This is a genomic window from Achromobacter veterisilvae, assembly GCF_037619525.1.
Taxonomy (GTDB): domain Bacteria; phylum Pseudomonadota; class Gammaproteobacteria; order Burkholderiales; family Burkholderiaceae_B; genus Achromobacter; species Achromobacter veterisilvae.
On sequence record NZ_CP148753.1, the window covers coordinates 1,969,502 to 1,992,212 of the forward strand.

General features: G+C 67.4%; 18 protein-coding genes and 2 tRNA genes. 13 read left to right on the plus strand and 7 right to left on the minus strand.

Translation table 11 applies throughout. The annotated features are described in order from the left end of the window. The first annotated feature begins 130 nt into the window (after positions 1-130). From mnmD to WHX56_RS09190, 7 genes are all read left to right on the plus strand, one after another. Positions 131-2,002 carry a tRNA (5-methylaminomethyl-2-thiouridine)(34)-methyltransferase MnmD gene (gene mnmD, locus WHX56_RS09160; protein WP_338881035.1) on the plus strand — a complete coding sequence of 624 codons (1,872 nt, stop codon included), beginning with the start codon at positions 131-133 and terminating at the stop codon, positions 2,000-2,002. A gap of 269 nt (positions 2,003-2,271) precedes the next feature. Continuing rightward, positions 2,272-4,497 (plus strand): glycoside hydrolase family 31 protein, encoded by a 2,226-nt coding sequence (locus WHX56_RS09165; protein ID WP_338881036.1) that lies wholly within the window; start codon positions 2,272-2,274, stop codon positions 4,495-4,497. A 209-nt stretch (positions 4,498-4,706) separates the two neighbouring features. Beyond that, positions 4,707-5,795: a methionine ABC transporter ATP-binding protein gene (locus WHX56_RS09170; RefSeq protein ID WP_129239244.1), complete on the plus strand. Its 1,089-nt coding sequence runs from the start codon at positions 4,707-4,709 to the stop codon at positions 5,793-5,795. Continuing rightward, positions 5,752-6,405 carry a methionine ABC transporter permease gene (locus WHX56_RS09175; RefSeq protein ID WP_129239243.1) on the plus strand — a complete coding sequence of 218 codons (654 nt, stop codon included), beginning with the start codon at positions 5,752-5,754 and terminating at the stop codon, positions 6,403-6,405. Before WHX56_RS09170 ends, WHX56_RS09175 begins: the two co-directional genes overlap by 44 nt. A 39-nt stretch (positions 6,406-6,444) precedes the next feature. Then, positions 6,445-7,242 carry a MetQ/NlpA family ABC transporter substrate-binding protein gene (locus WHX56_RS09180; protein ID WP_129239242.1) on the plus strand — a complete coding sequence of 266 codons (798 nt, stop codon included), beginning with the start codon at positions 6,445-6,447 and terminating at the stop codon, positions 7,240-7,242. Positions 7,243-7,373: 131 nt separating this feature from the next. Continuing rightward, positions 7,374-7,449: transfer RNA gene (locus tag WHX56_RS09185), tRNA-Lys, on the plus strand. A 389-nt stretch (positions 7,450-7,838) separates the two neighbouring features. Then, positions 7,839-10,730, plus strand: coding sequence for an autotransporter outer membrane beta-barrel domain-containing protein (locus WHX56_RS09190; RefSeq protein WP_338881037.1), 2,892 nt, complete (start codon positions 7,839-7,841; stop codon positions 10,728-10,730). 20 nt (positions 10,731-10,750) lie between these two features. Here the strand turns inward: WHX56_RS09190 and WHX56_RS09195 are convergent, their stop codons facing one another. From WHX56_RS09195 to WHX56_RS09205, 3 genes are all read right to left on the minus strand, one after another. Further along, a complete protein-coding gene (locus WHX56_RS09195) occupies positions 10,751-11,038 on the minus strand; it encodes a ClpX C4-type zinc finger protein (protein ID WP_129239240.1) in 288 nt (95 codons plus the stop codon). A gap of 125 nt (positions 11,039-11,163) precedes the next feature. Beyond that, positions 11,164-11,583 carry a hypothetical protein gene (locus tag WHX56_RS09200; RefSeq protein ID WP_129239239.1) on the minus strand — a complete coding sequence of 140 codons (420 nt, stop codon included), beginning with the start codon at positions 11,581-11,583 and terminating at the stop codon, positions 11,164-11,166. Continuing rightward, on the minus strand, positions 11,580-12,020 hold the full coding sequence (locus tag WHX56_RS09205) for a Fur family transcriptional regulator (RefSeq protein WP_287754801.1): 441 nt from the start codon (positions 12,018-12,020) through the stop codon (positions 11,580-11,582). Before WHX56_RS09205 ends, WHX56_RS09200 begins: the two co-directional genes overlap by 4 nt. 103 nt (positions 12,021-12,123) lie before the next feature. Between WHX56_RS09205 and WHX56_RS09210 the strand changes: the two genes are divergently transcribed. Next, positions 12,124-12,903, plus strand: a complete 780-nt coding sequence (locus WHX56_RS09210; RefSeq protein WP_338881753.1) for an AraC family transcriptional regulator — start codon at positions 12,124-12,126, stop codon at positions 12,901-12,903. Positions 12,904-12,940: 37 nt separating this feature from the next. On the opposite strand, the gene WHX56_RS09215 is transcribed toward WHX56_RS09210, so the two are convergent. Beyond that, entirely contained in the window at positions 12,941-13,405 is a 465-nt protein-coding gene (locus tag WHX56_RS09215; protein WP_338881038.1) for a YkgJ family cysteine cluster protein, read from the minus strand. Between the two features lie 188 nt (positions 13,406-13,593). Between WHX56_RS09215 and WHX56_RS09220 the strand changes: the two genes are divergently transcribed. Next, the gene (locus tag WHX56_RS09220; protein ID WP_129239236.1) at positions 13,594-14,199 is read left to right on the plus strand and encodes a DNA-3-methyladenine glycosylase I; all 606 of its coding nucleotides are present in this window, start codon (positions 13,594-13,596) and stop codon (positions 14,197-14,199) included. Between the two features lie 3 nt (positions 14,200-14,202). Here the strand turns inward: WHX56_RS09220 and WHX56_RS09225 are convergent, their stop codons facing one another. After that, entirely contained in the window at positions 14,203-16,107 is a 1,905-nt protein-coding gene (locus WHX56_RS09225; protein WP_338881039.1) for an LTA synthase family protein, read from the minus strand. A 349-nt stretch (positions 16,108-16,456) separates the two neighbouring features. Here WHX56_RS09225 and WHX56_RS09230 point away from each other — a divergent pair, with 349 nt between their 5' ends. Then, positions 16,457-18,532, plus strand: coding sequence for an AsmA family protein (locus tag WHX56_RS09230; protein WP_338881041.1), 2,076 nt, complete (start codon positions 16,457-16,459; stop codon positions 18,530-18,532). A gap of 6 nt (positions 18,533-18,538) precedes the next feature. Here the strand turns inward: WHX56_RS09230 and WHX56_RS09235 are convergent, their stop codons facing one another. Both WHX56_RS09235 and WHX56_RS09240 read right to left on the minus strand, forming a co-directional pair. Continuing rightward, entirely contained in the window at positions 18,539-20,128 is a 1,590-nt protein-coding gene (locus WHX56_RS09235) for a sensor domain-containing diguanylate cyclase (protein WP_338881042.1), read from the minus strand. Positions 20,129-20,139: 11 nt separating this feature from the next. Then, a complete protein-coding gene (locus tag WHX56_RS09240; RefSeq protein WP_129239232.1) occupies positions 20,140-20,766 on the minus strand; it encodes a TetR/AcrR family transcriptional regulator in 627 nt (208 codons plus the stop codon). Between the two features lie 116 nt (positions 20,767-20,882). Here WHX56_RS09240 and WHX56_RS09245 point away from each other — a divergent pair, with 116 nt between their 5' ends. From WHX56_RS09245 to WHX56_RS09255, 3 genes are all read left to right on the plus strand, one after another. Beyond that, complete coding sequence (locus tag WHX56_RS09245; RefSeq protein ID WP_338881043.1) at positions 20,883-21,629, plus strand: SDR family oxidoreductase; 747 nt, start codon at positions 20,883-20,885, stop codon at positions 21,627-21,629. A gap of 154 nt (positions 21,630-21,783) precedes the next feature. Further along, positions 21,784-21,859, plus strand: a tRNA-Lys gene (locus tag WHX56_RS09250). A gap of 146 nt (positions 21,860-22,005) precedes the next feature. Next, a complete protein-coding gene (locus tag WHX56_RS09255) occupies positions 22,006-22,701 on the plus strand; it encodes a pentapeptide repeat-containing protein (protein WP_338881044.1) in 696 nt (231 codons plus the stop codon). The last annotated feature ends 10 nt before the right edge of the window (positions 22,702-22,711 follow it).

Here is a 22,711-nt window from a genome sequence, read left to right on the forward strand (position 1 = left end):
GCCCATGTATGCGTCAAACTCGTGGCAAAGGCCCGAAAACCGCCTTGCCGCGTGGCGTCCATCCAACGCAGGCGCGCCCGCCATCCGATAATTCGCGCTTGTTCCGATTCCGTTTGTTTTTGCCCCCTCCATGTCCGTTACCTATGTTCCCCTGACCCCCGCGGTGGCCGAATTCGATGCTGACGGCCGGCTGTACAGCCCCGCCTACGGCGACGTCTATCACTCGCCGTCCGGCGCGCTGGGGCAGGCCGAGCACGTGTTCCTGCGCGGCAACGGCCTGCCCGGGCGCTGGCGCGGCCGCGGCGCCTTCACCGTCTGCGAGACGGGCTTCGGTCTGGGGCTGAATTTCCTGGCGCTCTGGAAGGCCTGGCGCGACGATCCCGAGCGTCCCGCCGCCTTGCATGTGGTGTCGATGGAAGGGCACCCGTTCGCGCGCGAAGACCTGGCCGCCCTGCTCGGGCGCTACGCGCCCGAACCGCTGGCCGAGCTGGGGCGGCTGCTGGCGGCCCAATGGCCCGACCTGCTGCCGGGCCTGCACCGCCTGGAGTTCGAGGATGGGGCCGTCACGCTGACGCTGGGCTTCGGCGACGCGCAGGTCCTGGCGCCCCGGCTGAGCGCGCGCGTGGACGCGTTTTTCCTGGACGGCTTCGCGCCCGAGCGCAATCCCCGGATGTGGGCGCCGCCGCTGCTGCGGGACCTGGCGGGGCTGGCCGCGCCGGGCGCGACGCTGGCCACCTGGGCCTGCACCGGCGAACTCCGCCGGGCCCTGCGGGAGGCCGGGTTCAACGTGCGCCGGGCCCCGGGCTATGGCGGCAAATGGCACATGACGGCGGGGGAGGCCGCGGCGGAGGGCCGCGTGGCCGCGGCCCTGCGGCTTGCGGACGCCGGCCATGCCGTCGTCGTGGGTGCGGGACTGGCCGGGGGCGGTATCGCCGAGGCGCTGGCGCGGCGCGGCTGGCGCGTGACCGTGATCGACGCGGGCCGGGCGCAGGGCGCGCCCGCGCACGCGGGGCATCTCGCCGCGGCGCTGACGCCCGTGGTGGCGCGGGACGACAATGCGCGGGCGCGCCTGTCGCGGGCGGGGAGCCAGCGGGCCCTGGCGCGCTGGCTGGGCCTGGCCCCGGGGGCGGCGCCCCGCGTCTGCGGCACCGTCCAGCTCGAGCGCGACGCGGGCCGGTCCGCGGCGATGGCCGGCACCCTGGAGGCGCTGGCGTTCCCGGCGCAATGGGTGCGCCAGGTAAGCCGCGGCGAGGCCAGCGAACTGGCCGGCCTGCCGCTGGCGCGGGGCGGCGTGTTCTTTGCGCGGGGCATGCTGGTGCAGCCGGGCCGCCTGATAGAAGCCTTGCTGGCGACGCCCGGCGTGACGGTGCTGCCCGGCGTGGCGGCGCGCGTCGAACGGGCCGGGCAGGGCTGGCGCGTGCGGGACGCGTCGGGCGCCGAACTCGCGCAGGCGGATACCGTCATCCTGGCCAATGCGGCGGGCGCGCAGGGCGTCCTGTCCGCCAGCGGCCTGCTGGACCCGCTGCCGCGCGTGGCGCAGATGCATGCGCTGGCCGGGGAGGTCACGCTGGTGCCGGCGGCGGCCCTGGCGGGCGGGCCGCGCTGCATTGTCGGCGGGGAGGGCTATCTGTTGCCGGATACCGGCGAGGGTTGCGTCGCAGGCAGCACCTACGTGCATGGCGCCAGCGAGGCGCGGGTCGGCGCCGAGGGGCAGCGCGTCACTCTGGACAAGGCGGCCGGCCTGTTGGGCGGCAGCCATCCGGACTTCGACGTCCTGGTGCCCGGCAGCCTGCCGGGGTGGGCGGGATGGCGGGCGGTGCTGCCCGGACGCCTGCCGGCCGTGGGCGAGCTGCCGCACGCGCCCGGCCTGTGGCTCGCCATCGGGTACGCGTCGCGGGGCCTGTCGTGGTCGGCGCTGATGGGGGACGTGATCGCCGCGCGTTTGCAGGGTGAGCCGTCGCCGCTGGAAACGGACTTGGCCAGGCTGGTTGCCCCCCGCTGAAAAAAGCCGGGACGGACAGGGGGACGGGGTGCCAGGTGGCGTAGAATGCAGGAATTGCCAGGATTTGGCGCCAATTGGGCCTGAATTTGTGCCCGACCCGGCGTTTCGGCGGCCCGGCCGGCCTCTGCGCCCAGGGGCGATTGCCGGGGCTTTAGACCCCTTTTTTGGATGAGATGGCCGTCCAAAAGAGGGACCGAGTTTATTTCAAAGCCCAAATCCGTCAAAATAGCGTCTTTTGATGGTTTTTGGCTTAAGCCGGGGGATGCTCTGTGCCGCCCAAGTTCGACTTTGCCCATACTACCCAGCTCGATACCGTCGAGCTGCTGACGTCCCGCCCCAGTCGCATCGATTTCGACGCGGGCGATGGGTTGCACCTGGTAGTCGAGGCGCATGCGCCTGGTGTTTTTCGCCTGCGCTGCGGCGAGGCGAACCACCTTACCGATGACAAGCCCGGCGCGCGAGCGCGCGCCGTGGCGGAAATGCTGCTCGCGCGCCAGGAGGCCGTGGGCGAGGCGGCCATTTCCCCGCGCGACGACGGCGACGGCTGGCGGATCGCCCAGGGCGACGTCGTCCTGGAGATACAGTCCAATCCCGTGCGCGTGGCGCTCTACCGCAACGAGGAACGGGTGTTCGAGTCCGAGGTTTCCGCGCATACGCCCGCATTCGGGCACAACGCGCTGGACCAGGCCGAGGACGCCGTCTGGACGGCGGGTTTCGCGCTGCTGGCCGAAGAGCGCGTGTTCGGCCTGGGCGAGACCCCGGGCGACCTGAACCGCCGCGAGGAATCCGTGGTGTCCGACGACCCGGAGCACCGCGCGCTGCCGCTGGCCTGGAGTCCGCGCGGCTGGGGCGTCTATGTGAACACGATGCGCCGCGTCGAGCATTCGGTGGGCGTCGCGCCCGCGGATTCGGCGTACCTGCTGACCGTGGACGACGCCGTCCTCGACCTGTTCCTGTTCGTGGGCGAACCCGGTGAAATCCTCAATCAATACACCGCGCTGACCGGCCGCGCCGGCCAGCCCTCGCTTTGGGCGATGGGCGCGTGGCTGCAGCAGGCCGCGGGCCAGATGCCCACCGAGACGGTGGCCCTGGTGGCGCGCATGCGTGAAAACCAGATCCCGGTCGACGCCGTGACGCTGGCGCAGCCGGCGGCCTGGGGTTTCCAGGCGGACAAGACGGTTTTCGAATGGGACGCCCAGCGCTTCCCGGATGCCAAGCAGATGCTGGCGCTCTTCCACAAGCACAACGTGCACGTCGCCGCGTCCGGCTTCCCCGGCGTGCTGAAGACCAGCCCGCTGTTCGAGGAACTGGAAGACCGCGGCTGGCTGCTGGCCAAGGATGACGGTTCGGCCCAGGTGTTCGACGGCAACGCCGCCACGTCGGGGCAGCCCTACGGCCTGCTGGACCTGACCTACCGCGACATCTACAACCTGTGGGTGGAGCGCCATCGCCAACTGGTGGAAGACGGCCTGGACGCGCCCGCGTGCGACGCCCAGATCGCCATTCCCGACGGCGTGACGGCCCGCAACGGCGAAACCGGCCCCGCGCTGCGCAGTATGTATCCGCTGCTGGTGCGCCGCGCGCTGTTCGACGCGGTCGCCGGCCTGAAGGTCCCGCCCGAGGGCGTGGTGCCCAGCTCCGATCTGTTCCCCGCCGCGCAGCGCCTGCCATGGCAGGTGGGGCCGCAGGTCGAGAACAACTGGGAAGGCCTGCGCCATACCTTGCGCACGGCCCTGTCGATCGGCGCGAGCGGCCTGCCCGTGCAGGTGCACGGGATCGGTTCGGCTTCGCGCGACCGCGCCGGCATGACCCCCGAACTCTACCTGCGCTGGCTGACCGTCGGCGTGTTCTCGTCCAACTTCTCCTTCCAGGGCGTGGAAGGCCTGATGCCCTGGGACTTCGGCGAAGACACCCTGGCGCAGGCCAGGACCTGGATGCAGTGGCGCTACCGCCTGGTGCCCTATGTGCTGGGCGCCATCGAGGATTCGGCGCGCACCGGCCTGCCGGTGCAGCGTTCCATGGCCCTGTCGTTCCCGAACGACCCCCATTCGCACGATTGGGACCTGCAATACCTGCTGGGCCCGGCGCTGCTGGTGGCGCCCGTGACCGAGCCCGGCAAGCAGGTGCGCGTCTACCTGCCCAAGGGCGAAGCCTGGTGGGACCTGAACACGGGGCACCGCTACGAAGGCGGCACCACCTGGACGATCGATTGCGAACTGGGCCAGTTCCCGGTGTTCGGCCGCGAAGGGCACATGCTCTGTCTCGGACCGGCGGCCCAGCATACGGGCGAGTTCAATTCCGCCCGCATCCTGGACGAAGTCTGGATGTTCGGCATGCCGGTGCACAATCCGGTCGTCATGCGCAACAAGATCCGCGTGATGCAGATGCAGGGTTCCAGCTACATCAAGGGACTGGAAGGCTTGCGCATTTCTCCGTCCGAGGGGCTGGAGGTCAAGCGCCGCGGCGCGGAAGTCCGCATCTCGCGCGCGCGCTGAACACGCGTTAAACAAGGCGCGGCCAGCCTGGAAAAACAGGTGGGCAGCCGGGAAGGTTCTCCTTCCCGGCTGCCCATTTCCGCGTTCTGGCCGGCCCCTTCCGGCGAGGCCGCCCGGCGGGAGTTCGAGCCTCTATATTACTTAAAGTTATTAAAAATGGAAAAAACGGTCGTTCTCTTTAGAAGAGAGAAGAGACAAAATCGCTTGCCATGATTCACATCGAGAACCTATCCAAGACCTATGCCACGCCGCATGGACAATTCCAGGCGCTGCGGGGCATCAACCTGCACATCGAGCAGGGCGAGGTCTTCGGCATCATCGGCCCCAGCGGGGCCGGCAAAAGCACGCTGGTCCAGTGCATCAACCTGCTGGAACGGCCCAACGAAGGCACGATCGCCATCGGCGGCCAGCCGCTGACGGGCCTGGGCGAAGCGCAGTTGCGGGCCCAGCGCCGCCGCATCGGCATGGTGTTCCAGGGATTCAACCTGCTGTCGCGCCGCACGGTGTACGGCAACGTGGCGCTGCCGCTGGAAATCGCGGGCGTCGACAAGGCCGAGATCCCGGCCCGCGTCGAGCGCCTGCTGGCGCTGGTGGGCCTGGAGCATCTGCGCGACCGCTATCCCAGCCAGATCAGCGGCGGCCAGAAGCAGCGCGTCGGCATCGCCCGCGCCCTGGCCAACAACCCCGACGTGCTGCTCAGCGACGAAGCCACCTCCGCGCTGGACCCTGAAACCACGCACAACATCCTGGCCCTGCTGCGCGACATCAACCGCAAGACCGGCGTGACCGTGGTCATGATCACGCACCAGATGGAAGTGGTGCGCGAGGTCTGCGACCGCGTCGCCGTGCTGTCGCAGGGCGAAGTGGTGGAAATGGGCAGCACGCGCGAAGTGTTCGCGCAGCCCCGCCATGAAGTGACCCGCGCCATGGTGTCGGCCGCCACCGCGTCCGACCTGACCGACGCCACGCTGGCCGCGGTCAAGCAGCGCATCCAGACGCTGGCGTCGGACAGGCCGGGCCAGGCCCTGCGCCTGCTGCGCCTGTCGCTGGCCGGCAACGACGCGTCGGGCTCGTTCCTGTCCGACCTGTACAAGCAGTTTTCGCTGGACGTGGACCTGATCCAGGCCCGCGTCGAAGACATCCAGGGCGTGGCCGTGGGCACGATGTTCGTGCTGGCCCAAGGCGCGCCCGCCGCGGTCAAGGACGCGATCGCCGCCTTGACCGCCCGTGACATCACCGTAGAAGAAATCGCCCATGAGCCCGCAACTGATCGACCTGCTTATTACGTCGCTGCTTGACACCCTCCTGATGGTGGGCGTGGCCAGCGCGATCGCGGTGGCGGTCGGCATTCCGCTGGGCGTGGTCCTGACCGTGACCGCGCGCGGCAACATGCTCGAGAACCATTCCGTCAACCACGTGCTGGGCGCGGTCATCAACGCCACGCGTTCGGTGCCGTTCGTTATCCTGATGGTCGCCATCATTCCGTTCACGCGCTTCGTGGCGCAGACCTCGATCGGCACGACCGCCGCCATCGTGCCCTTGTCGGTCGCCGCCATTCCGTTCATGGCCCGCATCGCCGAGAACGCCATGCGGGAAGTCGACCCGGGACTGATCACCGCGGCGCGGGCCATGGGCGCGTCGCCCGTGCAGATCATCCTCAAGGTGCTGCTGCCCGAGTCCCTGCCCGGCCTGGTGGCCGCCACCGTCGTAACGGTCGTCAGCCTGATCGGCTATTCGGCGATGGCCGGCGCCATCGGCGGCGGCGGACTGGGCGACCTGGCCATCCGCTATGGCTACCAGCGCTTCCAGTCCGACGTGATGGCCGCGGTCGTCATCGTGCTGATCGTTCTGGTCCAGGTGATCCAGAGCCTGGGCGACCGCTACGTGCGCCGCATTTCGCATCGCTGAGCTTTCCTCCCCCCTTCCGTCATTCGGGATATTCGCAACATGAGCATCAAGGTTTTGAAGTCGCTGGCCGCGTTCGCCCTGGGCGCCGCCGTATTCGCCCAGCCCGCGCTGGCTCAGGACAAGCCGCTGAAGATCGGCGTCACCGCCGGCCCGCACGCCCAGATCTTCGACGTGGTGAAGCAGGAAGCCGCCAAGCAGGGCCTGAAGATCGAGGTCATCGAGTTCTCCGACTACGTGCAGCCCAACGTGGCGCTGGCCGCGGGCGACCTCGACGCCAACAGCTACCAGCACCAGCCCTATCTGGACAACGCCAATGCGGACCGCGGCTACAAGCTGGTCAGCATCGCCAAGACCGTGATCTTCCCCATCGGCATCTACAGCAAGAAGATCAAGTCGCTGTCCGAGCTGAAGGAAGGCGCCCGCTTCGCGCTGCCGAACGACCCGACCAACGGCGGCCGCGCGCTGTTGCTGCTGCAGGCCAACGGCCTGATCAAGCTGCGTCCCGACACCGGCCTGAAGGCGACCCCGATCGACGTGGTCGAAAACCCGAAGAAGCTGCGCTTCATCGAACTGGATGCCGCCCAGTTGCCGCGCTCGCTGGACGACACCGACGCGTCGGCCGTGAACACCAACTTCGCGCTGGAAGCGGGCCTGAACCCCGCCAAGGACGCCATCGCCCAGGAGTCGCCCGACTCGCCGTACGCCAACGTGCTGGTCGTGCGCGAAAAAGACAAGGACCGTCCCGAGTTCGCCAAGCTGGTCAGCATCTACCACAGCCCGGCCGTGAAGCAATTCATCGAGACCAAGTACAAGGGCGCGGTGGTGGCCGCCTGGTAATCCCGGGCCTGCCCTCGCCATCCTGAAGAACGGCCGCCGCTGGCGGCCGTTTCGTTTGCCGCCCGACCGCGCGTGTTGCATCCTTTTTTTGACAAAAGGCTTCAGGCACGCCATAATGTTTGGCTTCGGTCGGGCTGATAGCTCAGTCGGTAGAGCAGCGGACTTTTAATCCGTTGGTCGCGAGTTCGAGTCTCGCTCAGCCCACCATCCCCCGCAATACCTTGCAGCACCCAGAATCTACGCCGCCCTGTCAGCGGCGTTTTTCTTTTCCGGCGCCAAATGCACGGCGCGTCCCGATGATATGCAATAGATTGCAATATTATTCGCCGCGAATCTGTAAAAATGCAATAAATGCATTCGCACGCTTTTATTAAGCGAGGTGCGCTCGCACCGACTTTGCGAATAGCGCTGACCGCGCTTCGCCCGCAATACGAAGTTTTTGCTTGATCGACGTTTTCTAGCAGCAGTACTGGCGGAAATATGGAGAGAGCATGAAACCCACTAAGCGGTCTTTTGGCGGATTCCCCACTCGAACGGTACTTGGCGCGGCGCTATGCGCGGCCTTTGCAAATGCGCAGGCCACTGATTATCCAGGCTTGAACCTGACCACCGGCACGACAACGCTCGACGGTGGCGATAATGTCATCGTCGGCAGCGGAACCGCCATTCGAATAGGCGGCGCGGCCTTGAATTTCGGGCCCGGAGCCATCAATGTGGACAGCGCGGCCACAGCCATTTTCAGTACCAACGGGGCGGCGGCAAATCTGGTTTTCCAGCCGGGCAACACCACCACCATATCGACGACCGCCACCACGTCCACCACCTACGGGATCCAGGGCGGCAACAACTCCAATACCACCGTCGATCTCCAGCAGAACTCCAACGTGACCATCCGGTCCGTCAACGGCATCATGCTGGGGCCAACGATCTCCGGCACCGCGAATCGTTTGCAGGTTGGCGACGGGGCGACGCTCAAGATAGAGGCGTCGGGCGGAACGTCGCCCAAAGGGCTGATGATCAACACCAACAATTCCGCCAGCATTGCCTCGGGCGGAACGCTGGACATCGACGTGGGCGCGGGGAATTGGGCGCGCGCCCTGGAACTGTCGCTGCACATGACCTATGTGTCGGACAGCCCCGACAAGTTCACGGCCGCCGCGGGCTCCACGGTCCGGCTCCACACGGTGGGGACCAACGCGCAGGGGCTGTACATGCTGGGCGAGGGCAATGCCGTATTCAACGGGACGACCCGCATACATACCGAAGGCGCCGACAGCGCCGGTCTTTACGTATATCGCTACCTGAGCCCGGTCAGTGTGCTCACGGTCAACCCGCTGGGCGCCGACAACGCCACGATCACGACCGAGGGCGACCGCAGCTACGGCCTGCTGGCCATCAACGGCAGCCAGGTCACGCTTGGAAACGCCGTATTCACGACCTCCGGCCAAGCTGCGATGGGACTGTTCGGGACCACGGACAACGGAGCCGTCGCCACGCGGATCATCGCAAACCGGGTCGGCACGACCACCACCGGCGCGGGTTCCTTCGGCATTCTGGCCGACGGCGACGGCACTCACATCAGCTATGACAACGGCACGGTCAGCACCAGCGGCCAAGGCGCGCACGGCGTCGTGCTGACCGAAAACTCGGTCTTCGATGCCCAGAACAGCACGATCGCGGCCTCCGGCGCCGCCGCGTCGGGCCTGCTCTTGCTCGGCGCAACCGCGGGCTCGCAGCGCGCGGACATCGTGGGCGGTTCGATAACCAGCAGCCAGGCCTCCGCGATAGGCGTGGACGGAGGATCCGCAACCATCAATTTGACGGGCGCCCAGGTCTCGGGCGCGACCAACTGGCTGTACGTGACGCCAGGCGGCGTGCAGTCGACTTGGGGCGGGCTGCCCGTGGCTGCGCCGGATCCCACGCTGGATCCCGACATTCCGCCGCCGACTCTTACGCGGCCGGCCCGTTCTACTTTCGGTCCGGCGAACCTGACGCTGACCGCCACCAATAGCACGCTGACCGGCGCGGCGGTAACGCAGGCGGGTTCGACATCCACCGTCAATCTGGTGAATTCGGTCTGGAATATGACCGGGAGTTCAAACGTCACCAATCTGCTCAATGACCCCAGCCTGATCGATTTCGCCGCGCCGGCCGGGGGCGTATATAAAACGCTTACGGTCGCCAACTACAGCGGCGACGGGACGATCGCGCTCAACACCTACCTCGGCACGGACGGTTCCCCCTCCGACAAACTCGTCGTCGACGGCGGCACGGCCACCGGAACCAGCAAGCTGCGCATCAAGAACACCGGAGGGCCAGGCGCGCTGACCCACGCCAATGGCATTCAGGTGGTGGACGCGATCAATGGCGGCAGCACGGACAATGGCGCGTTCTCGCTCGAGTCCCCGGTTACCGCCGGCGCGCATGAATACAAGCTCTACCGCGGCGGACTGGGTCCCGCGGATGCCTCGAATTGGTATCTCCGGTCGGCCGAACTGGTGATAGACCCGGATACCGGCGAAGTCGAGGAAGTCCCCCTCTATCGCCCGGAGACGGCGCCGGTGGTGATCGCCCCGGAAGTCGCGCGTCAAATCGCCGGACGCATGCTGGATACTTTCCATGACCGGATGGGCGATCAATACGCCCTGCTGAGTTCGGCGGAACGGAAAGCCGGCTGGGCGCGCGTCATCGGGCAACGGATGAAGCAGGAATGGGCCGGCAGCGTGGAGCCCAAGTTCAGCGGGAATATCTGGATAGGCCAGGCCGGCGCCGACCTCCTGGAGCGGCAGCGCGACGACGGGCTGTCCGACCGGCTGGGCTTTTTCGGCTCTTATGGCCAGGCAAGCGGCAATGTCAGCGGCTTCGTCGAAGGCCGGCACGGGAATTCAGCGGGCTCGCTGCGGCTGAACGCCTACGGCCTGGGTCTTTATTGGACCCGTCTCAAGCGCACCGATTGGTATTGGGACAACGTGCTGATGGCCAACTACTACGACGGACGATCGCGTTCGGACCGCGGCGTGGGCGCCGACATGGATGGCTGGGGCCTGACCGCCTCCACCGAGTTCGGCTATTCGTTCCATCCGAGCCCGGACATCATGATTCAGCCTCAGGCCCAGTTGTTCTATCAATACACGGATATCGGCAATACGAAGGACCAGTATTCAAGCATTCGATTCAGCGGCTCGGGAGCGGTGACCGGCCGGCTGGGTATCCTGGTGCAAGGCAATGCCGATAATCCGGACAAGATCCGGCCCTATGCGCGGTTCAACCTCTGGCGGCGGATGGGGCATGGCGAGACCGTCGTTTTCGGCGATTCCGACACGCTGCGCACGGAGTACGGCTCCACCTCGGCCGACGTCAGGGTGGGCCTGGTGGCTCCCGTCTCCAAACAGACCCAGCTCTATGCGTCGGCCGGCTACGGCTTCGACCTGGACGGAAACCAGCGCCAAGCCTATTACGGCAATATCGGGGTGCGCTACAAATGGTAGTTTGACGCCGGGGGTTCCAGTCAGGACAGCTTGCGCGCCGGCATGGCCGACAGTTCGTTCAGGCTCAGGCCGCAGCCGCGGGCGCGCTCGGCCAGGGCTTCGCTGTGCGCCAGGGCGCGGTGGCTTTCGTCCAGCAGTACGTCCAACTGTTCTTGCAGGGTCGCCGCCATGGCCCAGGCGCGTTCGGCGAACAGGGCCGAGAAGCTGTCGACGCAGGTCTTGCAGATGGCCGTGCCGTTTTTCTCTAGCAGCGGCGCGCCCTGGGCGAGCGTCGATCGGCAGAATATACAGGCGAGGGCGCGGTTCATGCTTCTGGCGGCTCATCAACGGGTGGACGGGAACGCGGACGCCGCGGAAACCGGCGTCCTGCCATGGACAACGGCGCGGATGGCGAACTCTTAAGCCGGACCGGAGGTTGCGGCCGCCGCGGCCCCTAGTCCACGAGGAAACCTCCCGGTCCGGAATGGCCCAGCAGCTCGCGGGCGCACTGCGCGGCCTGGCCGACGGTCGCGACCGCGAGGAACGGCAGGCCGAACGCGCGCGTCATTTTCTCGCCGCGCTTGCGGATCTTGTCCAGGGCCTCCGCGTTGGCCTCCACGGCGATGAACGCCCGGCAGCGGGCCTTCAGGCGCGGCATATTGGCGGTCTGCCATTCGATCATGGCCTTGCGGTCCGCCGGCCCGGCTTCCTGCCGTATGTCGGGCACCACCATGACGAAGGTCTGGGGGTTTTCCACCAGCATTTCCATTTCGCGGATCCAGGTGGCCGAGTAGCCTTCGGGCGCGCCGCCATGCCTGGACGTCACAATGGGGAACTGGGACAGGTCGTGGAAGAAAAACGCTTCGTGGTTCATTCGAATTCTCCTTTGGGGGGAATGGGCTCGAGCTGGCGGCAGCCGCAGCCGCCATAGAGCACGAGGCTGTAGGAATCCAGCAGGAAGCCGCTGCGCTTGGCGATTTTCCTGACCAGTTGCGCCATGGCGGGATCGCTGGATTCCAGGATCCGCCCGCAATGCGTGCAGACCAGGTGGTCGTGATGGCCTTTGTCGTTGAGTTCGTACACGGTGGTGTGTGCGTCGAGCTGGGTCCGTTTGAGCAGGCCGACGCTTTCAAGTTGCGTAATGACGCGGTAAACCGTGGCCAGGCCGATATTGCTGTGGTCCGAGATAAGATTGCGGTAAATGTCCGCCGCGCTCAGGTGCAGGCCGGCGTGCTCGTGGAAAATGTCCAGGATCTTCATCCGGGGAAAGGTGGCCTTGATGCCGGCATGGCGCAGCCGTGAGTGATCCATGAGGGGTCTCCGTCGGGGGCTGATGTCCTAGTGAGAATGATGTACATTTTCAAGAAGCTCCGCTCCGCGGAAACCGACAACCTGTAGCTCAAACTTGCCAACCATGCTTCACGTGGCGATTGCGCCCGCCTTGCCGGACGTCCTGCTGACGCCCTTCAGCGTCCAGGGGCGCCGCGAATCCAAAGGGATTGCCGTGCCCTCGCATGTCCATGACGAGGGCATGCTGGTGCTGGTGCACGCAGGGCTGGTGGTGGTGCAGGCGGGGGCCGAGGTCTGGACGGTGATGCCGGGCAGCCTGGGCTGGATTCCCCCGGGCGTGCAGCATGGGGCGAGGTGGTTCGGCGAGGCCCGCGGATCGTTCCTGTACGTGCGCCAGGATGTCTGCGCGCGCCTGCCGGCCCGCTGCCGCTCCTGGCCGTCGTCCAAGCTGATCGAGGCCCTGGTCGAGCGTTTCACGGGGGCGGGCGTGGAGACGGTGTCGCCGGCCTACCAGGCGCAGTTGTTCGACGTGCTGCTGGAAGAACTCAAGCACCGCGAACACGAGGCCCTGCCGCTGCCCATGCCGGCCGATCCGCGCCTGCAGGAACTGGCCCATACGCTGCTGGACACGCCGGACGATACCGCCGGCATCGACGAATGGGCGCAGCGGCTCAATATGTCGTCGCGCACGCTCATGCGCCGGTTCCGCCAGGAGACCGGGGTGACGCTGGGGCAGTGGCGCCAGCAGGCCCGCCTGTTGCGCGCCCTGGAACTGCTGTGCCGCGGCGGCTCGGTCACCGAAGCCGCGCTGTCCGTGGGATACGAGAGCACCAGCGCGTTCATCGGCAGCTTCCGCGCGGCCTTCGGCGCCACGCCCACCCGCTACCTGGCGGGCCGCGGATAGCGGAGGCCGCCGGTTCCTGGCCGGTTGAACGGCGGCGTCAGGCCGCGGCGGGCTGGTTGGGATGCATGGGAGGGCCCTGCGGGTCGTTCTCGGCATCCGGGCGGGGCGGCACCGGCGGCAGCCCCAGGGCCAGCCGCAGCCGCTGGCAGTCGGGGTTGGGCGAGCCGTCGGGCATCCAGATGTCGAATTCCCGGCAGGGCGTGGGGCGGTTTTCGTAGATGGCGCAGTGGATGCCGGGCCGGCCGAGTTCTCCCCGCAGCGAGATGCAGCGGCCGCCGCCGGTTTCGGTGCCTTTCATGCAGGCGCGCAGCGGACTCATCTTGGAGACCAGCTCCACGGGCACGTGGCCGCCGTTTTCGCCCGCCAGTTCGCCGCAATAGAACGATACGCGGAAGTGCGAGCAGCATGCTCCGCAGTCCAGACAGGGATTGGCGGCCGGGTCGTCGCCTGCCAGTATGGCGGGCGAGACGAAGGTGACGAGGCTGGAGTCGAGCAGGGACATGGCGCGAGGCGGTGCGAAAAACCTGTCCGGCCCCGGCCCGGGAGACGCAAGGCCCCGCGAGGCGCCGGAGCGCGCGCGGTCACGGCCGGCGCGGGATCAGGGCTGCAAATATTAGCTGGACATGAACCGCGGCCGCCACGTTTTTTTGCGGTAGCATCGGATGGCCCGACTGCGGCCAGGAGCCTGAATTGAACGCGAAAACCGAATTCCCGGACGGCCTGGCCCGTTGCGGCTGGGTGGATACCTCCGCCGAGTACATGGCCTATCACGATACCGAATGGGGCTATCCGGAAGCCGACGACCGCGCGCTGTTCGAACAGCTCTGCCTGGAAGGTTTCCAGTCCGGGTTGAGCTGGCGCACCATCCTGGCCAAGCGCGAGGCGTTCCGGCGTGGCTTTGCCGGCTTCGATCCCGCCCGGGTGGCGCGGTTCGGCGAAAAGGAAGTGCAGGCGCTGTTGGCCGACGCCGGAATCGTGCGCCATCGCGGCAAGATCGAGGCCGTGATCAACAACGCGGCCCGAGCGCTTGAAATGATCGAGCGCGAAGGATCGCTGGGCGCCTACCTGTGGCGTTTCGAAGCCCCGTCGGGCGCGCCTTCCACCTACGGCGCGTCCACGTCGGCGCAATCCGAGGCGCTGTCCAAGGCGCTGAAGAAGCTGGGCTGGAAGTTCGTCGGGCCCACCACGGTCTATGCGTTCATGCAGTCCGTGGGCATGGTGAACGACCACAGCCCGGACTGCCATTGCCACCCGGCCAGCGCCAAAGCCCGCAAGGCGTTCAAGCGGCCGGCGTAGGACTCAGCCCGCCTGTTCCGGAGCGGCTGCCCCCGGCAGGCAATAGCGTCCTTCCCGGTAGGCCCAGCTTGGCCACAGCGCGTGCGCGAGCGCCTCGGCGGCCAGGGCGGGGTCCAGGGCCGCGGGCGCGTAGTCTTCGGGAGCGGTGTAGCGGTACTGCAAGGGCGTCTTGTTGGGCGCCAGCACCAGCAGGTCGTCTTCCTTCAGGTACCCGTAGGTGTTGTCGTACTGCATGATGGCCCGGCCCGGCGTGCTGCGGGTGAGGTCGTGCCCGATCATCGGGTGCTCGGTGTCCACGCCGATCAGCGACAACAGGGTCGGCGGCAGGTCGATCTGGCTGACCAGGCGGTCGTCGCGGCGCGCCGGGATGCCGGCGCCCAGGATCACGGCCGGGATATGGAAGTGCCGCACCGGCACCAGACTGGCGCCGAAGACCCGGGAATCGTGGTCGGCGGCGATCAGGAACACCGTGTTTTCCCAGTAGGGCGCGGATTTGGCGCGTTCGAAGTAGCGGCCCAGCGCCCAGTCGGCATAGCGGACGGTGTTTTCCACTGTGGCCGGATTGCCTTCGGTCTGGATGCGGCCGGCCGGGTATTCCCACGGCGAATGGTTCGATACGCTGAAGGCGAGCGTGAGGGTGGGCCGGTCGCCGTCTTCGCGCAGCAGCCGGTCCAGTTGGTTGAACATGTCCTCGTCCGAGGCGCCCCAGGTGCCGACGAAGGCCGGGTCGACGAAGTCGGCGCGGTCCACGATCTCCCGGAAGCCATTGCCCAGGAAGAAGCCCTTCATATTGTCGAAGTGCGATTCGCCGCCGTAGATGAAGCGCGAATGGTAGCCGTGGCGGCCGAGCAGGTCGGCCAGCGAGAAGAAGCCCCGCTGCGACCGGGGCAGTTTCAGCACGGCTTGCGCGGGCGTGGGCAGGAAGCCGGTGACCACCGCCTCCAGGCCGCGCACCGAGCGCGTGCCCGTGGCGTACGCGCGCGTGAAGGTCCAGGCGTCCCGCGCCAGCGCATCCAGCTCCGGCGTCAGGTTGGCGCCGCCCAGGCCGGCGCTGTACTGCGCGCCCAGGCTTTCCTCCAGGATGATCACCAGGTTGAGCGGCCGGGCCGTCTTGCGGGTGGCCGGCTGGCGGTGCAGGCTGGGGAAATCCGGGTTGGCGGGGGGATCGGGCAGGCCGGCCTGCGCCAGCACCAGCGCTTGCATCCTGTCGTCGTCCATGCCGCCGTAGACGTCCGAGGCGGACTTCTCGTTTTTCATGCTGTAGACGGCATAGAAGACGTTGTAGAGCGAATTCAGCGCCAGGGTGTTGAGCATGCCGTCCGAGCAATAGGCCACCGACGACGGGTTGATCGGACGGTGGCCAAGCGTGCCGCGGATGGCCAGGATGACGATCGCCAGGATCGCGATGCTGGCGATCGGCATCTGCCACCAGGCGAGCTGCGCATCCGGCTGCGCGTGGCCGAACAGGCCGTAGGCGCCCCAGCCGATGAGCGCCAGGGCGCCCAGGCCCCCCAGCAGCGCCGTCTTGTAGCCGCGCCAGAGCATGCCCGAGACTTCGCGGGGGTGCTTCAGGTATTCGACGAACAGGCGGTTGGGGCGGGTGTCGTATTCCAGGATGAAGGGCGGCGTGGCCACTTCCAGGAAGGCCAGCAGGATGAACGCGATCAGGTACCAGAACCCGGTCACGGCGGCGGCCAGCGGAAAGTGTCCCAGCAGCGGCGACAGCACGGCCGGCAGCGCGGCCAGCACGGCGATCTGGTGGGCGTCGATGCGCAACCCGCCCAGCAGCAGCGGCAGCAGGCCCCGGGCGTTGCGGACGCGCTGGAACTGCCAGGCGGCCAGCGCCAGGCGGCTGAGCGTCAGCAGCGCAAATGCCGCCGCCACGAAAATCAAGGTCGAATGCCGCATCGGGCCTCCAGGTTGTTCAGCGATCCGGCATGCAGGGCCGGCCGTTTCTTTCATTCGGGCATTTGAACCGAGCCGGCGTCGAAAATTCGCTCAATGCCGGCGTGCCGCCCGTATCCCGTCGTCCGCAGCTATTTCGTTTTGTAACCGGCCGCCTTGCGGCCGGGCACGCGACATGCTGCGCAAACGCCGGGCGAGGCAAGCCGCGCGGCGCCGCCGGGGGAAACGGCTTGGAAAGATCCGCATACATTATGGGGCCGGAAAGCCCGGCCGGCGCTGCGGGCCGCGATACCCTTGACGAGTAGAGATGGCCGGCCGCGGTACGCCGGCCGCAATGGCAAGGATCATAACCATGACGCGCTCGAGAAAAATAGCGATCGGGATTGTAGGGGGAGCGGCGCTCCTCGTGGCGGTGCTGGCGGTGGGAATCGCCACTTTCGACTGGAATCGGGCCAGGCCCATGATCAACGAACGGGTCAGCGCCGCCATCGGACGCCCCTTCGCCATCGATGGCGATCTTGACGTCCAATGGCAGCGGCAGCCGGAAGAGGGCGGCTGGCGCGCCTGGGTGCCCTGGCCGCGCGTCATCGCCAACGATATCTCGGTGGGCAACGCGCCCTGGGCCAAGGCGCCCCGGTTCGCCACGCTCAAGCGCGGCGAGTTCAGCCTGGCGCCCTTGCCGCTGCTGCGCCAGCGCGTGGTCATCCGGCGCATCCAGTTGACCGAGCCCGCCGCCGACCTGGAGCGGCTGGCCGACGGCCGGGCCAACTGGGAGTTCACGCTGCCCGAGACCGGCGAACCGTCGCCCTGGGTCCTGGACATCAATGAAATCGGCTTCGACAAGGGCCGCGTGGGGCTGGTCGACGAGGTCCTCAAGGCGGATCTGGCCGTGCAGGTGGATCCGCTGGGCAAGCCGGTGCCGTTCGCGGACGTGGCGGGCGCGGCCTTCGCGGACGAAGAAGGCGCGAAAACCGCGCCGCGCGACTACGTGTTCGGCTGGACGGTGGCGGGCAAATACAAGGGGCTGCCCATCAAGGGCGAAGGCAAGGTCGGCGGCATGCTGGCCCTGCAGGACGACAGGCAGCCGTTTCCGGTGCAGGCGGACGTGGCGATCGGCGGAACCCGCGCGGCGGTCGCCGGCACCTTGACCGACCCCGTCAATCTGGGCGCGCTCGACCTGCGGCTGAAACTGTCGGGCGCGTCGATGGCCCAGCTATATCCGCTGACCGGGGTCACCCTGCCGGACACGCCTCCGTATTCCACCGACGGGCATCTGGTCGCCAAGCTGCGCAATCCAGGCGGGGCCGTATTCGACTACAAGGGGTTCAACGGCAAGGTGGGCAACAGCGACCTGCACGGCGACATCTCGTTCGCCCTGGGCGCGCCCCGACCCAGGCTGACCGGCAAGCTGTCGTCCAGGCAATTGCGCATGGCGGACCTGGGGCCGCTGATCGGCGTGCCCTCGGGCAAGGTGGCGGGGGCGGAAACGGACAAGGCCAAGGACGCGCCCGCCAAGCCCAAGGGCGGCAAGGTGCTGCCCACCCAGGCGTTCCGCACGGACCGCTGGCGCGACATGGACGCCGACGTGTCGCTGGACGCCGGCCGCATCGTGCACGACAGCAAGCTGCCGCTGTCCGACCTTTCCGTGCACGTGGTGCTGCAGGACGGCAAGCTGACGCTGGATCCGCTGCGCTTCGGGATGGCCGGGGGAAGCATCGCCTCCACGATTCGCCTGGACGGCTCCGGCGCGTCCCTGACCGGCCGCGTCGAACTGCATGCGCGCCGGCTGAGGCTCAAACAGCTCTTCCCCGCGACGGCCGCCATGCAGAAGACGCTGGGCGAATTGAACGGCGACCTGGCGGTGAGCGGCGCGGGCAACTCGGTGGCCGCGCTCCTGGGCACGGCCACGGGCGACGTGAAAATGCTGGTCAACGACGGCGTGATCAGCCGCAGCCTGATGGAGATCGCGGGGCTGAACGTGGGCAACTACGTCGTGTCCAAGCTGTTCGGCGACGACGAGGTCAAGATCAATTGCGGCGCCGCCGACCTGGAAATGAAAAACGGCGTCATGACGCCGCGCATCTTCGTGTTCGACACCGAGAACGCGCTGATCAGCATTACCGGCACGGCCGACTTCAAGAACGAACAGGTGGACATGGACATCACGCCGGACAGCAAGGGTTTCCGCATCTTTTCGCTGCGTTCGCCGCTGTACGTGCGGGGCACTTTCGGTTCGCCCGACGTCGGCGTGCACGTGCTGCCGCTGGCGGCGCGCGGCGCGGGCATGGTCGCCCTGGGCGTGCTGCTCACGCCGGCGGCCGGCCTGCTGGCGTTGATCGCGCCCAGCACCACCGACGAGAACGCCTGCGGACCGCTGCTGGAGCAGATGCGCAAGCCGCCCAGGGCGCCGGCCCCGGCGAAGAAGTAGGCGGCTTCAGGCCGACGAGGCAATCCGCGAGCCGGCCTGGGTATTGTCGTCCGCCACGCAGACGGCGTTGCGGCCGTGGTTCTTGGCGTAGTAGAGCGCCTGGTCCGCGCGCTGGTAGACGGCGTCCAGCGTCGCGCCATGGTCCGGGTAGGCGGCCACGCCCGCCGAGATGGTGATGGGGGCGGGAACCGCGCCGTGCTGCGCGGCCATCCGCCGGCGCAGGCGCTCGACGATGGCGATCGCGGCAGCCATGGGCGCGCCCGGCAGCAGCATGACGAATTCTTCGCCGCCGGCCCGCGCCAAGGTATCGCCGCTGCGGGAGCCTTCGCTCATCAGCGTCGCCAGCGCCTGCAGCGCGCGGTCGCCGGCCGCATGGCCGTAGCGGTCGTTGATGGTCTTGAAATGGTCGATGTCGATGGCCACGATCGCCACCGGCTCGTCCTCGGCCTGCAGCAGCGCCAGCGCCTCGTCCAGGCCGCGGCGGTTCAATAGGCCGGTCAGGGTGTCCGTCGTGGTTTCGCGGCGAAGGTCGCGGATCTTGTGATGCAGCGAGGCCAGCCCCATGAGCAGCGCGCGCTTGAGCTGGGCCGCCTCGAAGTACCACGAGCGCACCTTGCGGATCCGGTCGGCGGAATCGGGGTTCTGCATGTGCTTGGCGATGCTGGCCAGTTCGCCCAGGGGCCGGGCGATCCAGCGCGACAGCAGCCAGATGGACGCGACGGAAATCAGCAGCAGCGGCAGGGTGTTGCTGGCGGTGGCCATGAGCAGGGCGCGCAAAGGTTGCAGGGTATCGTCGACGGGGCGTTGCGCAATGATGCTCCAGCCCGTGCTCGGCACCGGCGCGTAGCCCGCCAGCATCTCGCGGCCCTGGTCGTCGGCGTAGCGCATTTCGCCGGTCTCGCCGCGCCGGGCGGCGGCGAGGGCGTCGTTGTCGGGACTGGTGTGGCCCAGCCGGCTGCGGTCGGGGTGATAGATCAGCGTGCCGTTGCGGTCCACCACGTACAGCGAGGAATCGTCGCGGTAGAAGTGCTGGCCCAGCAGCCGGTCCAGCACATTGTCCTCGTGCAGGTACAGCGTGCCCGCGATGTAGCCGAGGTAGCGGTAGTCATGGGAAAAGATGGGATGGGTGTACAGGATCAGCCAGCGGCCGTTGCGGGTCTGGAACGGTTCGCTGATGGTCGGGCGCCTGGCGGCCAGCGCGTCCCTGAAGGCGTCGCTGAGCAGATTCTGGCCCAGCAGTTGCGGGGACGACGTGGACACGGCCAGCACCTTGCCCTGCGGCGATACGACGTAGCTGGAATTGAAGTGGCCTAGCTGTTGCTCCTGGCGGCGCGTCTCCGCGTCCATCAGTTCCGGCCGGTTTTCCATGCCGGCCAGCATGTCTGCGCTATACGACAGATAGCGCTGCAGATCGGTCAGGAAGGTGTCGGTCGCGCTGGCCAGCTTGGACGCGTAGGCCCGGTTGACCTCCAGCGTGTTGCGCAGCAGCAGGTCGCGCTGCACCAGATAGCTGGCGTGCAGGCCGCCCGCCAGCACCAGGACGACCGACAGCAGGCTGATCCACAGGATGAGGCGCCGCAGGTCGATGCGGAACATGACGCGGTCCGTCAGGAGCGGGCGCGGTCCGGCGGCGGCCCGGCCAGCGCGTCCCAGGCGCACATCGCCTGCCTGGCCACGGCCTGCAAGGTCTTGCGGGTCGCGCCGTCGCGCGCCTGGATCGACATGCCGTGCAGCACGGTGGCGTAGAACGCGGCCAGGCCCTTCAGGTCCGTGCCCGCCGGAAGCTCGCCGTCGGCGGCGCCGGCATGGAGTCGGGCCAGGATTCGGCCCTGCATGTCGCGGCGGTTGTCGCCCAGGAAATCGCCCACGCTGGCGTGGTTCACGCAACCCGAGGGCGCGCCCAGCACGATCAGGCAGCCGGGCGGATGGCCGGGCGCGGTGAAGCGTTCGGCCGAGGCCAGCAGCATGGACTGGATGCCCTCGCGGGCGGTGGGCGCATCCTGCAGCGCGCGCCTGCCCGAACTGCCTTCGGTTTCGCGGTAGAGCTCGACGGCCTCGCGGAACAGGCTTTCCTTGGATCCGAAAGCGCCGTAGAGGCTGGGCGAATTGATGCCCATCGCTTCCGTCAGATCGGTCAGCGATGCTCCTTCATATCCCTTCGACCAGAAGACATCCATGGCCTTGCGCAAGGCCTGGGCTCGGTCGAAGTTCCGGGGACGCCCACGTTCTGCCATGGCGATGATTTTACTCGCGGCGTGATTTTTGTGTTGATCATTAAAAAAATGATTGACGACCTCGATCCCGGTCGGCGAATATATTTGTACCGATCACTACAAATATGGAATCGATCATGCAGAACCTGACTGGGAAAGTGGCTTTCGTCACCGGCGGCAGCCGTGGCATCGGCGCGGCCATCGCGCGGCGCCTCGCCGCCGACGGCGCCGACGTGGCGTTTACCTATGTGAGCGCGTCTTCCGCAGCCGGCGCGCAGGCGCTGGCGCAGGAGCTGTCCGCGGACGGCCGCCGCGCGCTCGCCGTCCAGGCCGATTCGGCGGACGCCGCCGCTGTGAGGCGGGCGGTCGAACAGGCCGTCGCGGAACTCGGGCCGGTGGACGTGCTGGTCAACAACGCCGGCGTCTTCATCGCGGGCCCCATCGGCGACGCGACCCTGGACGACTACGAACGGACGATGGACGTCAACGTCCGCGCGCCGTTCGTCGCGATCCAGGCGGCCCAGGACTCCATGCCCGATGGCGGGCGCATCATCAACATCGGCAGTTGCCTGGCCGCCCGCGCCGGCCGGCCGGGCGTGGCGCTGTACGCCGCGAGCAAGGCGGCGCTGGTCGGCCTGACCCAGGGCCTGGCCCGCGACCTGGGCGCGCGCGGCATCACCGCCAACGTGGTGCACCCCGGCCCGATCGACACCGACATGAACCCGGCCGACGGCGAACGGGCGGGAGACCTGGTCGCGGTGTTGTCCCTGCCGCATTACGGCGAGACCCGCGACATCGCCGGCATGGTCGCTTTCCTGGCCGGCCCCGAAGGCCGCTATGTCACGGGCGCGAGCCTGGCGGTGGACGGCGGCTACGCCGCCTGACGCGCGGGGCCCTGAAGTTTTTTGGGGCGTGACTTGCACAAACCAAAAAAGCTACATATAATCTTGCTTCTTCGCACTACACACATAACGAAACGCAGCGGCGGCGGCAGTAAAAAGCGCTAACCCAAGCGGATCGGGATTGAGTGGATTGCAAGGGCTGTTAGCTCAGTTGGTAGAGCAGCGGACTCTTAATCCGTAGGTCGAGTGTTCGAGCCACTCACAGCCCACCAAATTCAAACGCCGGAAATCCTGATTGGGTTTCCGGCGTTTTTCATTTTGGGTCTGGCTCGGTTCCTGGCTTGGTATCCTGGTGATTGCCACGCCGGGCGTGGCGCTTTCCTGCCCCGCGCCCGGGCATCGAACCGAGATCACAAGCATGACGCAAGACGCAATTGAAACCGTGACGGACCTTGAAGTGGACCGCAAGGCGATGGAGGCCTTGATCGAACGCGCGGCGGACAATCCGCTGTCGTTCCAGGACTGCGACTTTCAGGGCGCCGACTTTTCCCGGCTGGATTTGCGCGGCGCGCGTTTCACGGCCTGCGCCATTGCAAATTCCTCGTTCCAGGGGGCCACGCTTGCCGATACGTCGTGGGTGCGCTGCCGCGGCGGGCAGGTCGACTTCGCCTCGGCCGACGCCAGCGACGCCGTGTTCCAGAACTGCGACCTGAACAACGCCAACTGGCGCCGGGCCCGGTTGGCGGCGGCGCGGTTCCAAGGCTGCAAACTGACCGGCTCGGATTTCGACGGCATCGCCTGCCTGGGCTGGACCGTGGAGGAATGCCTGCTGGTGGGCGCGCTGCTGCGCGGCGTGTCGTTCCGCAAGTCCAACATCATGCAGTTGGACTTCTCGGACGCCGACCTGGCCGGCAGCGATTTCCGCGACACAGTGTTCCATGGCGGCAGCCTGCGCAACGCCAATTTGAAGAACGTCCGCTTCGAAGGCGCCGACCTGCGCGAAGTGGACTTGAGCGGCATCGACCTGACGGTTGCCGCGCGTCTGGCCGGCGCCACCATCTCCAAAACGCAGGCCGCCGTGCTGCTGGCGGAGCTGCGCATCAGCGTGGTCTGACGGGCCCGCT

Coding starts and splice junctions, on each gene's coding strand:
- mnmD (WP_338881035.1), top strand. CDS start 131: ATGTCCGTTACCTATGTTCCCCTGACCCCCGCGGTGGCCGAATTCGAT.
- WHX56_RS09170 (WP_129239244.1), top strand. CDS start 4,707: ATGATTCACATCGAGAACCTATCCAAGACCTATGCCACGCCGCATGGA.
- WHX56_RS09175 (WP_129239243.1), top strand. CDS start 5,752: ATGAGCCCGCAACTGATCGACCTGCTTATTACGTCGCTGCTTGACACC.
- WHX56_RS09180 (WP_129239242.1), top strand. CDS start 6,445: ATGAGCATCAAGGTTTTGAAGTCGCTGGCCGCGTTCGCCCTGGGCGCC.
- WHX56_RS09195 (WP_129239240.1), bottom strand. CDS start 11,038: ATGAACCGCGCCCTCGCCTGTATATTCTGCCGATCGACGCTCGCCCAG.
- WHX56_RS09200 (WP_129239239.1), bottom strand. CDS start 11,583: ATGAACCACGAAGCGTTTTTCTTCCACGACCTGTCCCAGTTCCCCATT.
- WHX56_RS09205 (WP_287754801.1), bottom strand. CDS start 12,020: ATGGATCACTCACGGCTGCGCCATGCCGGCATCAAGGCCACCTTTCCC.
- WHX56_RS09210 (WP_338881753.1), top strand. CDS start 12,124: ATGCTTCACGTGGCGATTGCGCCCGCCTTGCCGGACGTCCTGCTGACG.
- WHX56_RS09215 (WP_338881038.1), bottom strand. CDS start 13,405: ATGTCCCTGCTCGACTCCAGCCTCGTCACCTTCGTCTCGCCCGCCATA.
- WHX56_RS09225 (WP_338881039.1), bottom strand. CDS start 16,107: ATGCGGCATTCGACCTTGATTTTCGTGGCGGCGGCATTTGCGCTGCTG.
- WHX56_RS09230 (WP_338881041.1), top strand. CDS start 16,457: ATGACGCGCTCGAGAAAAATAGCGATCGGGATTGTAGGGGGAGCGGCG.
- WHX56_RS09235 (WP_338881042.1), bottom strand. CDS start 20,128: ATGTTCCGCATCGACCTGCGGCGCCTCATCCTGTGGATCAGCCTGCTG.
- WHX56_RS09240 (WP_129239232.1), bottom strand. CDS start 20,766: ATGGCAGAACGTGGGCGTCCCCGGAACTTCGACCGAGCCCAGGCCTTG.
- WHX56_RS09245 (WP_338881043.1), top strand. CDS start 20,883: ATGCAGAACCTGACTGGGAAAGTGGCTTTCGTCACCGGCGGCAGCCGT.
- WHX56_RS09255 (WP_338881044.1), top strand. CDS start 22,006: ATGACGCAAGACGCAATTGAAACCGTGACGGACCTTGAAGTGGACCGC.